The sequence below is a fragment of the Janthinobacterium sp. NKUCC08_JDC genome, from assembly GCF_019345575.1.
Lineage (GTDB): Bacteria > Pseudomonadota > Gammaproteobacteria > Burkholderiales > Burkholderiaceae_D > Janthinobacterium > Janthinobacterium aestuarii.
The window spans coordinates 285,819-298,905 of record NZ_JAHKQW010000004.1 but is presented as its reverse complement, the minus strand read 5'-3'; the positions used below and the strand labels follow the sequence as shown (position 1 = coordinate 298,905).

Here is a 13,087-nt window from a genome sequence, read left to right as displayed (position 1 = left end):
AAGGGCAGAACCAGTGGTTCTGCCCTTTTTTTATGCACGCTGGATGAAAAATCAACCAGCCAGACGCTGGCACAATTGCTGGATCACCGTAAACGCATACGGCGAAGCGACGGTTTGCACGAAACGCATGAAGTCGACGGCCGCCTCTTCATTGGCGTTGTCGGAAATGGTGCGCATGACGGTAAACGGCACGCCCAGTTCAAAACACACTTGCGCCACGGCGGCGCCTTCCATTTCGACGGCCAGCAAGTCGGGGATATCTACTTTGAGCTGGTTCAGATGCGCGGCACTGCTGATGAATTGGTCGCCGCTGGCGATCAGGCCGCGGTGCACTCGCGCGTGTTGCAAGCCAAATGCCGCGATATCGGCCGCCTTGAGCACGCTGGACACATCGTCACGCAGGAAATCTTCCGCGGCGCCAGCCAGTTGCGTGCTCAGTTCCAGGTCCGTGGCAAAGCGCTGCAAGCCCGTCAGCGGCACTTCAAAGCGGGGAAACAAAGGGCGAGCGTCCATATCGTGCTGCAACAGCGCTTCAGCCACCACGATATCGCCCACTTTCACGCGTTTATCCCCACTGCCGGCCACGCCCGTGAAGACGATGTGGGTAACTCCGTACTTTTCCACAAGGATAGAAGCTGTCATGGCAGCGGCAACCTTGCCCAGACGCGACAGGACGCACACAGCGTCGATATTCCACAAGGTTCCCAGGGTGTAGTCGCGCATGCCGTGCGAATGCCTCTGGGGGCCTTGCATGGCTTCTACCAGCCCCTGCTGTTCTTCGTACAAGGCACTGATGATGCCTAAACGCATTTTTTTATGTGTATGCATGCTGTTTTTACAGGTTTTTGGGATTGCAAAACGGTTTACATGGTGAAAACAGCCGTTTCGGCGACTTTTCCACCGTTCGCGTTTGTCTCTGTGTTTTAAATAAAGATGTATACATAAAAATAGTAGTGATAGTAAACGGCCATTTTTTTGTGGATAAGTCGGTATACCATCGAAAAATCATCGACTTAGCGCACAAAAAAGTAGGCGCACAAGCATTGTATCCACGGAGGACTTGTTTGGGATAAAAATTGGCTTGTGGACAAAGATCGACTTTTCCCACATCTCATCCTGTGGATATGCAGGCACTTATCCACACCAGTACGCAAACATCGTGGCTTTTCTTGCTGTAGTGGCATGTTTAACGTGTTTCGTTGGCATAGGCCCATGTCTGCCAATCAACAGTGAGCGGGCACGAGCGTTGTTCTTTCACCGACGTGAGCGTCCAGTTGATTCCTGGAAGACGGTTTGGTAGTGGGTCGCGATGTTGCCGTTGGCTTTTTTTTTGACGGTTTGGCGTACTTTTTGGAAATATCCCCGGACTTCCGCTTTTTTTGTCGGTTTACAATAGATCTATATATAAAAATAGTAGTAATAGTAAACGCGTTTTTTTCTGTGGATAAGTCGCTTTTTTTCAACAGGATCAATCGTTTACACGCAAAATAAAGCGTGCATAATCGCTGTATCACGCGAGGAGCAAAATTGTATAAAATGCGGGCCTGTGCAAAAGTTCGTGTTTACGCACAAGTCATCCTGTGGATATCAAGTGACTTATCCACAATCGTTTCAAATTTCCCCTTTTTTCGACATCGAACCGTCTGCTGGCACTGTGCCTGCTCAGGTCTGTTGACGTTTCCATTTTGAAAAACGGTTTGGCAGTGCTGTGTGCGTGATGCCGGCCGTGCCGGTTTTCGTCGCGCAGTTGTCGGCTCGATTTTTTTTGTCAGCCAACGCCGCTGCCCGGCTTTTTTTTGAAGACAGGCTTGCGGAGGTTCGCTAAGGCGTAGGGCAGGCAAAGCGTGCGCTGTCGGGTTTACCTTAACAAGTTCGTATACAAGAATAGTAATAGTAGTTAACGGCGGCATCTTCTGTGGATAAGTCCTGATTTATCCTTGTAAACAATCGCTTGGCGTGCGGATAAGCGCTGAGTAAGGGTTGTATCTGCCTGGGACGGTTTCTGGACAAAAAAAGCCGCTGAAAAAATTTTTCGTTTACACACATATCGTCCCTGTGGATATCCATACGCTTATCCACAGCTTGCCGCCCCTGGTTTGATGCTTTTTTACCTTGCCGTAACGCTTGTTCGTATCCCAGGCAACGATTAATGTCGCCCTGGTTCGGCACTGGTGGTAATCTCAAGGCGGCTCAGCAGCCATGCATGCATGAAGAAAGACAGACTCTGGTAGCGGAACGCGGTGGGGAGACATGCCGCGTGACAGCTTGATGGCATACCGAAAGGAGCTTCATTGGAATCGGCAGGCGAATACGACTACATCATCGTGGGCGGCGGCACGGCAGGTTGCGTGCTGGCCAACCGGCTCACACGCGACAAGGACGCCAATGTTTTGCTCGTGGAAGCGGGCGGCAAGGACGATTACGTGTGGATCCACATCCCCGTCGGCTATCTGCATTGCATCGGCAATCCCCGCACGGACTGGCTGTATTCCACGCAGGCGGACGCGGGACTGGGCGGGCGCAGCCTGATCTATCCACGCGGAAAGGTGCTCGGCGGCAGTTCTTCCATCAACGGCATGATCTATATGCGGGGCCAGGCCGGCGATTACGATCACTGGGCCGACCTGACGGACGACGCTTCCTGGCGCTGGGACAAGGTCTTGCCGCTATTTAAGCAAAGCGAGGATTATTACGGCGGCGCTTCGGAAAACCATGGCGTGGGCGGCGAGTGGCGCGTGGAAAAACAGCGGCTGTCATGGGATATCCTGAACGCGTTCCGCGATGCGGCGCAGCAGGTCGGCATCCCGAAAACCAGCGATTTCAATGGCGGCGACAATAGCGGCAGCGCGTATTTCGACGTCAACCAGCGCCGCGGCATCCGCTGGAATACCTCGAAAGCGTTCTTGAAACCGGCATCGCGCCGCCCGAATCTGACCATCATGACGGGCTGCCACGTGGAACGTCTGTTGATTGAAGCTTCGGAGTCGGGGCCCCGTTGCACGGGCATCGTGTTTACGGGCGGCGGCACGCAGTGGCAGGCGACGGCTAAGCGGGAAACCTTGCTGACGGCGGGCGCCATCGGTTCGCCGCAATTGCTGCAATTGTCCGGCATCGGCCCGGCCGCCTTGCTGCAGCAGCATGGAATTGTTCCGGTGGTCGATGCCGCCGGCGTGGGCGGCAATTTGCAGGACCATCTGCAGCTGCGCATGGTCTTCAAAGTGCAGGGCGTGAAAACCCTGAACATCATGGCGGGCAATATGCTGGGCAAGATGCAGATCGGCTTGCAATATGCGCTGTTTCAGAGCGGGCCCATGTCGATGGCGCCATCGCAGCTGGGGGCGTTCGCCAAGTCCGATCCGCAGCAAGCCACGCCGAACCTGCAATACCACGTGCAGCCCTTGTCGCTCGACAAATTCGGCGAACCCTTGCACGCGTTTCCCGCGTTTACGGCCAGCGTCTGCAATCTGCGTCCCACGTCGCGTGGTCACGTGCAGATCGCATCGGCCGACAGCTATGCGGCGCCAAAGATTATGCCCAATTACCTCAGTACGGAGCAGGACCGCAGCGTGGCGGCCGACGCCTTGCGCCTGACGCGGACCATCGCCGCCGCACCGGCCCTGAAAAAATTTGCGCCGCAAGAATACAAGCCTGGCGTGCAATTCCAGAGCCAGGAAGAACTGGCGCAGGCGGCCAGCCAGATCGGCACCACCATCTTCCACCCGGTGGGCACTTGCCGCATGGGACTGGCCAGCGATGCCTCGAGCGTGGTCGACAGCCAGTTGCGCGTGATCGGCGTGGCGGGCTTGCGCGTCGTCGATGCCTCGATCATGCCGTACATTACTTCTGGTAACACGAACTCGCCCACGGTGATGATCGCGGAAAAAGCGGCGCAAATGATACATGCGGCCTGGAAATAGCGGGGCAAACGTGCGAGTTTGCGCCATTCGGGCTGGCGAAAAATCCCCGTAGTTATACTGTATTGTGCGTTAAATTTAAGTTGTGTATTATAAAAATGACTAAGTAGTACAAAAAGTACAACTAGGAGACACGATGTCAAACGTAATCTTGGAAACAAGAAATTTGACCAAGGAATTCAAGGGTTTCACCGCTGTGAGCGACGTGAACCTGAAGGTAGAGCGCGGCCATATCCACGCCTTGATCGGTCCGAACGGCGCCGGCAAGACCACGTGTTTTAACTTGCTCACCAAATTCCTGGTCCCCACTTCCGGACAGATCCTGTTCAATGGGAAAGATATCACGGCCGCCAAACCGGCCCAGATCGCGCGCATGGGCGTGATCCGTTCCTTCCAGATTTCCGCCGTCTTCCCCCATTTATCCGTGCTGCAGAATGTGCGTATCGGCTTGCAGCGCCAGCTCGGTACCTCGTTCCACTTCTGGCAAAGCGAACGGGCATTGAACCAGCTCAACGACCGTGCCATGGCCTTGCTGGCCGAGGTCGACCTGACGGAGTTTGCCGATACCATCACGGTCGACATGCCGTACGGGCGCAAGCGGGCGCTGGAAATTGCCACGACCCTGGCGATGGAACCGGAAATGATGCTGCTCGACGAACCCACGCAAGGCATGGGCCACGAAGACGTGCACCGCGTGACGGAGCTGATTAAAAAAGTGTCGGCTGGCCGCACGATTTTGATGGTGGAACACAATATGAGCGTGGTTTCCGGCATTTGCGACAAGATTTCCGTCCTGCAGCGCGGCGCCATGCTGGCCGAAGGCAGTTATGCGGAAGTGTCGCGCAATCCGCAAGTGATGGAAGCGTACATGGGCACCACCCACGCGGAACTGGAAGGGGCGCATTGATGGCGACACAAGTGAATGGCGGCGCACCTGCGCTGGAAATTACGCAACTGCACACCTGGTATGGCGAATCGCACATCCTGCACGACGTGAACCTGAAAGTGGCGCAGGGAGAAGTTGTCACTTTGCTGGGCCGCAACGGCGCCGGCCGCACGACCACCTTGCGCGCCATCATGGGGCTGACGGGCGCGCGCACGGGTTCCATCAAAGTCAATGGCGTCGAAGCGATAGGTTTGGCCACGCACAAAATCGCCCACCTGGGCATCGGGTATTGTCCCGAAGAGCGCGGTATTTTTTCTTCGCTGTCGACCGAGGAAAACCTGCTGCTGCCGCCGACCCTGGCCAGCGGCGAGAAGGGCATGTCGGTGGAGGAAATCTACGCCATGTTCCCGAACTTGCAGGAACGCCGGCATAGCCAGGGCACGCGCCTGTCGGGCGGGGAACAGCAGATGCTGGCCGTGGCGCGCATCCTGCGCACAGGCGCGCGCCTGCTGCTGCTCGATGAAATTTCCGAAGGCCTGGCGCCCGTCATCGTGCAAGGGCTGGCGCGCATGATCACCACCCTGAAAGCGAAGGGCTACACCATTGTCATGGTGGAACAGAATTTCCGGTTTGCCGCGCCGCTGGCGGACCGGTTTTATGTGATGGAGCACGGTCAGATCGTCGAGACTTTTGCTGCATCCGAACTGGAGGCCAAGATGCCGGTATTGACCGAGCTGCTTGGCGTGTAGTCCCCATGTAGTGCGTTTTACTCGTCATCGACCAGCAATCGTCTGAATAGCAAACAATAATCCCAACGGAGACACCATGAAACGTAACGCTATCGCCATTGCCACCGCCACTCTTTGCGCATTGGGCTTTTCCGCCGCCGCGCACGCCCAGGTATCGGGCGACACCATCAAGATCGGTTTTATTTCCGACATGTCGGGCGTGTATTCCGACGTCGACGGCCTCGGCGGCGCGGAAGCCATCAAGATGGCGATCGCCGATGCCGGCGTGGTACTGGCCGGCAAAAAGGTGGAATTCATTTCCGCCGACCATCAAAACAAGGCCGACATCGCCGCTTCGAAGGCGCGCGAATGGTTCGACCAGCAGGGCGTCGACATGCTGATCGGCGGAACCAATTCCGGCGCCAGCCTGGCCATGGCCAAGGTCGCGGCGGAAAAGAAAAAAATCTTCATCGCCATCGGCGCCGGCTCCTCGCGCCTGACGAATGAAGAGTGCACGCCGTACACCGTGCATTACGCCTACGACACGGTGGCGCTGGCGCGCGGTACGGGCGGCACCATCGTCAAGCAGGGCGGCAAGAACTGGTATTTCATGACGGCAGATTATGCGTTTGGCCACTCGCTGGAAAAAGACACGGCCGAGGTCGTCAAGGCGGCCGGCGGCAAGGTGCTGGGCAGCGTCAAGCATCCGCTGGGCGCCTCCGATTTCTCTTCCTTCCTGCTGCAGGCGCAATCGGCAAAACCGCAAATCCTGGGCCTGGCCAATGCCGGTGGCGACGCCATCAACAGCATCAAGGCGGCCAACGAGTTTGGCTTGACGAAATCGATGAAGTTGGCCGGCTTGCTGATCTTCATCAATGACATCCATTCGCTGGGCCTGAACCTGACGCAAGGCATGTACCTGACGGATGGCTGGTACTGGGACTTGAATGCGGACACGCGCGCCTGGTCGAAACGCTATTTCGCCAAGATGAAGAAGGAGCCATCGATGTTGCAGGCGGCCGACTATTCGGCGGCGGCGAACTACCTGAAAGCCGTCAAGGCAATTGGTACGGATGACACCGAGAAGGTCATGGCCTACCTGAAAAAGACCAAGATCAACGACATGTTCACCCAGAATGGCGAAGTGCGTCCCGATGGCCGCATGGTGCACGATATGTACTTGATGGAAGTGAAGAAACCGTCCGAGTCGAAATACCCATGGGATTACTACAAGGTGGTCGCCACCGTGCCCGGCGCGCAAGCGTATGTGACCAAGGCCGAGTCGAAGTGTTCGCTGTGGAAGTAATGCTGTAGCAACCTCCACAGAGTGCCCGCCTGCGCGCGGGCGCTCTGTCCTGCATGCTTCGCCCGCAGGGTTCGCCTTGCGCCGCCGCACCCGTTTGCGGCGGCGCGTTTCCCTTGATACCACACCGCTATCCGGCGGTGCTTTTTATACTGTGATGCCATGGAAATTTTCGGCGTTCCAATACAAGCGATGATGAGCCAGCTGCTGCTGGGTCTTGTCAACGGCTCGTTCTATGCCATGTTGTCCCTCGGTCTGGCCGTCATCTTCGGCTTGCTTAACGTTATTAATTTCTCGCACGGCGCCATGTACATGATGGGCGCCTTCCTGGCCTGGATGGGCCTCAGCTATTTCGACATCAATTACTGGGCCATGCTGGTCATCGCCCCGATCCTCGTTGGCCTGCTCGGCATCCTGATCGAAAAGACCATGCTGCGCTGGCTGTATAAACTCGACCACCTGTATGGCTTGCTGCTGACCTTCGGCATCACCCTGATCATGGAAGGCGTGTTTCGCTCGTTCTATGGCGTCTCGGGCCAGCCGTATGCCGTGCCTGAAGCGCTGGCCGGCGCGACGGACCTCGGTTTCATGATCTTGCCGAACTACCGCGCCTGGGTGGTGATCGCATCGCTCTCCGTGTGCCTGGCCACCTGGTTCGTCATCGAGAAAACCAAATTAGGGGCCTACCTGCGGGCCGGCACGGAAAACCCGAAACTGGTGGAAGCGTTCGGCATCAACGTGCCGCTGATGGTGACGTTGACGTTCGGCTTCGGCGTGGCGCTGGCCGGTTTCGCCGGCGTGCTGGCGGCGCCGATCATCCAGGTTTCGCCGCTGATGGGTTCGAACCTGATCATCGTCGTGTTTGCCGTGGTGGTGATTGGCGGCATGGGTTCCATCATGGGTTCCATCCTGACGGGCCTGGGCCTGGGCGTCATCGAGGGCCTGACCCGCGTGTTCTACCCGGAAGGCTCGGCCACCGTGGTGTTCGTGGTGATGGTCATCGTGCTGCTGCTGCGTCCCGCCGGCCTGTTCGGCAAAGAAAAGTAATCCTCATCAGTCATGTATTGGAGCTACCACGATGAATAAGAATGTAGGCTACGCCATTGCCTTGCTGCTGGCGTTGGCGGCCCCGTTTTACGGCTATCCCGTCTTCCTGATGAAGTTGCTGTGCTTTGCCCTGTTTGCCTGCGCGTTCAACTTGCTGATCGGCTATACGGGTTTGCTGTCGTTCGGCCACGCGGCCTTCTTCGGCGGCGCCGGTTATGTCACCGGCTACGCGCTGCGCACCTGGGGCTGGCCAACGGAACTGGGTTTGCTGGCTGGCGTCGCCACGGGCGCCTTGCTGGGCCTGGTGATCGGCGGCCTGGCGATCCGCCGCCAGGGCATCTACTTTACGATGATCACCCTGGCGCTGGCGCAGATGGTGTACTTCCTGGCCTTGCGTCTGCCGTTCACGGGTGGCGAGGATGGCTTGCAGGGTGTTCCACGTGGAACCTTGCTCGGCACGATAGACCTGGGCAACGACACCGTCTTGTATTACGTCGTGCTGGCCATCTTTGTCGCCGGCTTCGCTTTGATCGTGCGCACCATCCACTCGCCGTTCGGCCAGGTGCTCAAGGCGATCAAGGAAAACGAACCGCGCGCCATCTCGCTCGGCTACGACGTCAACAAGTACAAGCTGATGGCCATCGTGTTGTCCGCTTCCTTGGCAGCACTGGCTGGCGCGACCAAGACCCTGGTGCTGGGCTTTGAAACCCTCACCGATGTCTATTGGGGCATGTCGGGCCTGGTCGTGCTGATGACCCTGGTGGGCGGCATGGGTACCTTGTCCGGCCCCATCCTCGGCGCCGTGCTGATCATTGCGTTGGAAAACAAGCTGGGCGATGTCGGTACCTATTTGGCCACGCACACGGGCATCGAGTGGTTCGGCACCCTAGGCGAATCGGTGGGCATGGTGACGGGCGTGATCTTCGTCATCTGCGTGCTGATGTTCCGGCGCGGCATCGTCGGCGAAGCCATCGCCCGCTTCGGCGGCAGGGCTGCCAAAGCCGTGGTCTGATTTTCAAGCAACGCCGGACGGATCGTCCGGCGTTTTTCATTGTGCGTCCACTGTTACTTCAACGGAGAGTACCACCATGCAAATGACGATCACGCGCGCGGGGAGCAGTCTGTGCACCGTGCTGGTGTTGGCAGCCTGCGGCAGCAACCATGCGCCGGAAGAACTGAACCAGATGCCCGGCTACCTGGGTACCATCACGCGGGCCGACTACGACGGCAAGACGAACGACCTGCTGACGGCTGGCCTCGGCAAGACGGGGCTGGCGGGAGCAACTCCCGCGTATGCGAACGTGGAACAGCCGACGCCGCTTGAACTGCGCCGCAATGCCATCTACGCCAATTACCGCGCCGTGCTCGACATTGCCGCCAACAGCGGCTACGGCACCCTGTACGGACCGAACGTGGATGCGTCCGGCAACGTGGGTACGGGCGAGGGCCTGGTCGCGGGCAGTGAATACATCGCCTATGCCGATGATGGCACGGGCAAGAAGAATGTCACCCTGATGGTGCAGGTACCGGCCAGCTTCGACCCCGACCATGCCTGCATCGTCACGGGCACGTCGAGCGGCTCGCGCGGCATCTACGGCGCCATCGGCAGCTCCGGTGAATGGGGCTTGAAAAAAGGCTGCGCCGTGGCGTATGCCGACAAGGGTTCCGGCACGGGCTTGTATGTGTTCGAGGACGACAGCGTCAACCTGCAGAACGGCCTGCGGGCTGGCAGGGTGACCGCCGGCAAGAATGCGCTCTTCGCGCCGGACCTGAGCGACGCCGAGCGGCTGGCCTGGACTGGCACCAACCCGAACCGCATCGCCTTCAAGCATGCGCACTCGCAGCAAAATCCGGAGAAGGACTGGGGCAAGGTCACCTTGCAGGCCGTCGAGATGGCGTATTACGTGTTGAACGAGCGCTATGGCGTGCTGGCCCGCGACGGCAGTTCGCGCATCGTGCGGCTGACGCCGAAGAACACCATCACGATCGCCTCGAGCATTTCCAACGGTGCCGGCTCGGCCTTGCTGGCGGCGGAGCAGGATACCAGGGGCTTGATCAGCGGCGTGGCGGCCAGCGAGCCGCAAGTCCAGCCGGCGGCATCGAGCGCCTACACCGTGCGCCAGGGCGGGGCGGCGGTGGCCAATCCCGGGCGTGCGCTGTTCGACTACGCCACCTATGCGGCCCTGTATCAACCATGCATCGCCTCGGTGGCCGGCAACGCGGGACGCTGCACGGCGCTCGTCGCCAAGGGCTTATTGAACGGCGCCGACCTGGCGGCACAGCAGGCGGACGCCAAGCAGCGCTTGCGCGCGTATGGCTGGCTGCTTGATTCCGATCCCTTGCAGGCCGCGCACGCGGGCACGAACATCCTCGTGGCCGTCACCTATGCGTATGCCTACGGCAAATTCTCCGTGACCGATAAAGTGTGCGGTTTCACGTTTGCGCAGACGGATGGCAGCGGCAATCCGATCGCCTTTACCTCCGTGCAAAAGGCGGCCAGCTTTGCCGCGCAAAACGGCATTCTCGGCAATGTCGTGTACGAGAACAGCGTGGGCGGCGCCAAGGTGTACACGGCTGGCGTGTCGCCGTCAAACAGCCTGGCGGACCAGTCGCTCGACGGCTTCCTGTGCCTGCGCAGCCTGGCGACGGGGCGCGACACCGTCAGCGGCGCCAACCTGCAGGGAACATTGGCCACGCAAAGCGTGCGCGTGCGGGCAGGCATGACCGAGGTCGCGGCCAGCGGTAAATTGAATAGCAAACCTGCCATCATCGTGCACGGACGCAGCGACACCCTGATTCCCGTCAATCACGCGTCGCGCGCTTACGTGGGCCTGAACGCCGCCGTGGAAGGAGCGAATAGCCAGCTGCGCTATATCGAGGTGACCAATGCGAACCATTTCGATTCCTTCAGCAATGCCTTGCCGACCCTGATCGTGCCGCTGCACGTGTACCTGAACCGGGCACTCGACGCCATGTATGCACATCTGAATGCCAAGCAAGCTCTGCCGCCATCGCAGGTGGTGCGCACGGTGACGCGCGCCGATGCGTCGACCCTGATCACGAATGTCAACGTGCCAGCGATTGCTACGGCGCCGGCGCCCGGCAATGTCATCAGCGTGACGGGGACTGTCGTCGATATTCCCAACTAGGCTATATCGTATGTAGAAGCTGCGGCCACGTTTCACGTGGCCGTTTTTATTCCCAGGCCGACTTGGCGATGTGACCCAGTCCCTGGAAGACCGGTTTGGAAAACCAGTAGCCCTGCATCAGGGAAATGCCGCAGCCGGAAAGAAAATCGCGCTCGGCGCGCGTCTCGATGCCTTCGGCCAGCACGCGGATACCGAGTTCATGGCACAGGCTGGCGATGGCCCGCACGATGGCCTGGCGCGGCGCATGCGTATCGATGCCGCGCACCAAATCCATGTCGATCTTGATGATGTCAGGCTGGTATTCGGCCAGCAAGTTCAAGCCCGCATAGCCGGCGCCGAAATCGTCGATGGCCGTCTGGAAGCCGAAGCGCCGGTAGGCGCGGAAGATCTCGACCAGATGCGGACGGTCTTGCACCCGTTCGCCCTCCGTCACTTCAAAGATGATTTTGTCGGTAGGGAAGCGATGGAGCTTGGCCGCTTCCAGGGTACTGCGGATGCACACTTCAGGACGGTAAACGGCGTTGGGCAGGAAGTTGATCGACAGAAATCCCTGCATGCCCAGCCTGGCGGCGCCGGCCACGGCCTTGACGCGGCAAGCCTGGTCGAAGCGGTAGCGGTTGTCGTCGTTCACTTGCGCCAGCACGCTGGCCGCGCTTTCGCCGTTGGGGCCGCGCACCAGCGCCTCGTGCGCATAGATGCTGCGCGTGGCCAGGTCGACGATGGGCTGATACGCATACTCGAAGGCGAACGGCAGCGGCGCGCTGTCGTGGCAGCCGGCACAGGCACCGTATGGAAAGCTGGTGCTGTCAGGATGGATGGGGATGTCGGGAGGCGTCATGGCGGCAGTGTAGCAGGGTGGGGTGGCGGACTCCGTCTGCTGGCTCACAGTGCGGCCGCATAGATGGCGCGCGCGTCGCTGCGCGTGACGGGCCGGGGATTGTTGCCTAGCAAGCGCGTCTGCAGCATGGCTTCATCGGCCAGGCGGTCCAGGTCGCCGGCTGCGATGCCCACTTCGCGCAGTGTGCGCGCTATGCCGGTGGCCACGGCAATGTTCTGCATGGCCTCGATCAGGGCCACGGCCCTTGCCTCCTCGCTGCCCACGATGCCGGGCTGCAGGATGGCCGCCAGTTGCGCATACAGCGGGGCGGCATGGGGCAAGTTAAAACGCAGCACGTGCGGCAGCACCAGCGCATTCGACAGGCCATGTGGCACGTGGAACAGTCCCCCGATGGGATAGGCGAGCGCATGCACGGCGGCGACGGGCGCGTTGGCAAACGCCTGGCCGGCCAGCATGGCGCCCAGCAGCATGGCTTGGCGCGCCGGCACGTTGGCGCCATCGCGGCAGGCGGTGACCAGGTTATTGGAGAGTAGCGACAGCGCTTGCGTGGCCAGCATGTCGGACAAGGGATTTTTCAGCAGGCGGCTGGTGTACGCTTCGATCGCATGCACCATGGCGTCGATGCCGGTGGCGGCCGTCACGGCGGGCGGCAAACCCAGGGTCAGGCTGGCGTCGAGGATGGCCAGGTCCGCATACAGTTGCGGCGCGACCACGCCCATCTTGCTGGTGGCGCCCGTGGTGACGATGGCGATATGCGTCACTTCCGAGCCCGTGCCGGCCGTGGTCGGCAATTGCACGAGGGGCAGGCGCGGGCCGTGAACATTGCCGATGCCATACAGTTGCGCCAGTTCCTGGTGGCCTGGCGCCAGTACGGCGATCAGCTTGGCCACGTCCAGCGAGCTGCCGCCACCGAGGCCGATAATCAGTTCCACGTGAAACATCTGCGCCTGGGCCACACCGGCCAGTACGACGGCTTCGGGCGGATCGGCTTGCACGTCGGAAAAGACGTGGACTTCGATGCCGGCCGACTGCAAGCTATGCAAGGGAGCATCGGCCAGACCCGTGCGCAGGAAGCCCGCATCGGTGACGAGCAGGGCGCGGCGCACGCTGGGGAAGTGATGGGCGATGTGCGTGCCCAGCTGGGCGGCGGCGCCCGGTTCAACGATCAGATGGGGCACGGTGCGAAACTGGAAGGCGGACATGCAGACTCCTGACAGTGAGG

10 protein-coding genes are annotated in these 13,087 nt (G+C 59.8%); 7 read left to right on the top strand and 3 right to left on the bottom strand.

Going from position 1 to position 13,087, the window contains the following annotated elements:
* Positions 1–51: 51 nt before the first annotated feature.
* Positions 52–828 carry a 5'-methylthioadenosine/adenosylhomocysteine nucleosidase gene (locus tag KO538_RS13690; RefSeq protein WP_257620342.1) on the bottom strand — a complete coding sequence of 259 codons (777 nt, stop codon included), beginning with the start codon at positions 826–828 and terminating at the stop codon, positions 52–54.
* 1,463 nt (positions 829–2,291) lie between these two features.
* Here KO538_RS13690 and KO538_RS13685 point away from each other — a divergent pair.
* The 7 genes from KO538_RS13685 (at position 2,292) to KO538_RS13655 (ending at position 11,027) form a co-directional block, all read left to right on the top strand.
* The gene (locus KO538_RS13685) at positions 2,292–3,917 is read left to right on the top strand and encodes a GMC family oxidoreductase (RefSeq protein WP_219328598.1); all 1,626 of its coding nucleotides are present in this window, start codon (positions 2,292–2,294) and stop codon (positions 3,915–3,917) included.
* A 133-nt stretch (positions 3,918–4,050) separates the two neighbouring features.
* Positions 4,051–4,821, top strand: a complete 771-nt coding sequence (locus tag KO538_RS13680) for an ABC transporter ATP-binding protein (RefSeq protein WP_034752653.1) — start codon at positions 4,051–4,053, stop codon at positions 4,819–4,821.
* Entirely contained in the window at positions 4,821–5,549 is a 729-nt protein-coding gene (locus KO538_RS13675; RefSeq protein WP_034752656.1) for an ABC transporter ATP-binding protein, read from the top strand. Before KO538_RS13680 ends, KO538_RS13675 begins: the two co-directional genes overlap by 1 nt.
* Before the next feature lie 76 nt (positions 5,550–5,625).
* Positions 5,626–6,834, top strand: a complete 1,209-nt coding sequence (locus KO538_RS13670) for an ABC transporter substrate-binding protein (RefSeq protein ID WP_072456017.1) — start codon at positions 5,626–5,628, stop codon at positions 6,832–6,834.
* 159 nt (positions 6,835–6,993) lie between these two features.
* Positions 6,994–7,878, top strand: a complete 885-nt coding sequence (locus KO538_RS13665) for a branched-chain amino acid ABC transporter permease (protein WP_219328597.1) — start codon at positions 6,994–6,996, stop codon at positions 7,876–7,878.
* 31 nt (positions 7,879–7,909) lie between these two features.
* The gene (locus tag KO538_RS13660) at positions 7,910–8,890 is read left to right on the top strand and encodes a branched-chain amino acid ABC transporter permease (RefSeq protein ID WP_219328596.1); all 981 of its coding nucleotides are present in this window, start codon (positions 7,910–7,912) and stop codon (positions 8,888–8,890) included.
* 76 nt (positions 8,891–8,966) lie between these two features.
* A complete protein-coding gene (locus KO538_RS13655; RefSeq protein ID WP_219328595.1) occupies positions 8,967–11,027 on the top strand; it encodes a D-(-)-3-hydroxybutyrate oligomer hydrolase in 2,061 nt (686 codons plus the stop codon).
* A 46-nt stretch (positions 11,028–11,073) separates the two neighbouring features.
* On the opposite strand, the gene KO538_RS13650 is transcribed toward KO538_RS13655, so the two are convergent.
* Positions 11,074–11,865, bottom strand: a complete 792-nt coding sequence (locus tag KO538_RS13650; RefSeq protein WP_219328594.1) for an EAL domain-containing protein — start codon at positions 11,863–11,865, stop codon at positions 11,074–11,076.
* A 44-nt stretch (positions 11,866–11,909) separates the two neighbouring features.
* A complete protein-coding gene (locus KO538_RS13645; protein ID WP_219328593.1) occupies positions 11,910–13,067 on the bottom strand; it encodes an iron-containing alcohol dehydrogenase in 1,158 nt (385 codons plus the stop codon).
* Positions 13,068–13,087 lie beyond the last annotated feature (20 nt).

Excerpts from the sequence above, each read along its gene's own strand:
- KO538_RS13690 (WP_257620342.1), bottom strand. The coding sequence starts at position 828 with ATGCATACACATAAAAAAATGCGTTTAGGCATCATCAGTGCCTTGTAC.
- KO538_RS13680 (WP_034752653.1), top strand. The coding sequence starts at position 4,051 with ATGTCAAACGTAATCTTGGAAACAAGAAATTTGACCAAGGAATTCAAG.
- KO538_RS13675 (WP_034752656.1), top strand. The coding sequence starts at position 4,821 with ATGGCGACACAAGTGAATGGCGGCGCACCTGCGCTGGAAATTACGCAA.
- KO538_RS13670 (WP_072456017.1), top strand. The coding sequence starts at position 5,626 with ATGAAACGTAACGCTATCGCCATTGCCACCGCCACTCTTTGCGCATTG.
- KO538_RS13665 (WP_219328597.1), top strand. The coding sequence starts at position 6,994 with ATGGAAATTTTCGGCGTTCCAATACAAGCGATGATGAGCCAGCTGCTG.
- KO538_RS13660 (WP_219328596.1), top strand. The coding sequence starts at position 7,910 with ATGAATAAGAATGTAGGCTACGCCATTGCCTTGCTGCTGGCGTTGGCG.
- KO538_RS13655 (WP_219328595.1), top strand. The coding sequence starts at position 8,967 with ATGCAAATGACGATCACGCGCGCGGGGAGCAGTCTGTGCACCGTGCTG.
- KO538_RS13650 (WP_219328594.1), bottom strand. The coding sequence starts at position 11,865 with ATGACGCCTCCCGACATCCCCATCCATCCTGACAGCACCAGCTTTCCA.
- KO538_RS13645 (WP_219328593.1), bottom strand. The coding sequence starts at position 13,067 with ATGTCCGCCTTCCAGTTTCGCACCGTGCCCCATCTGATCGTTGAACCG.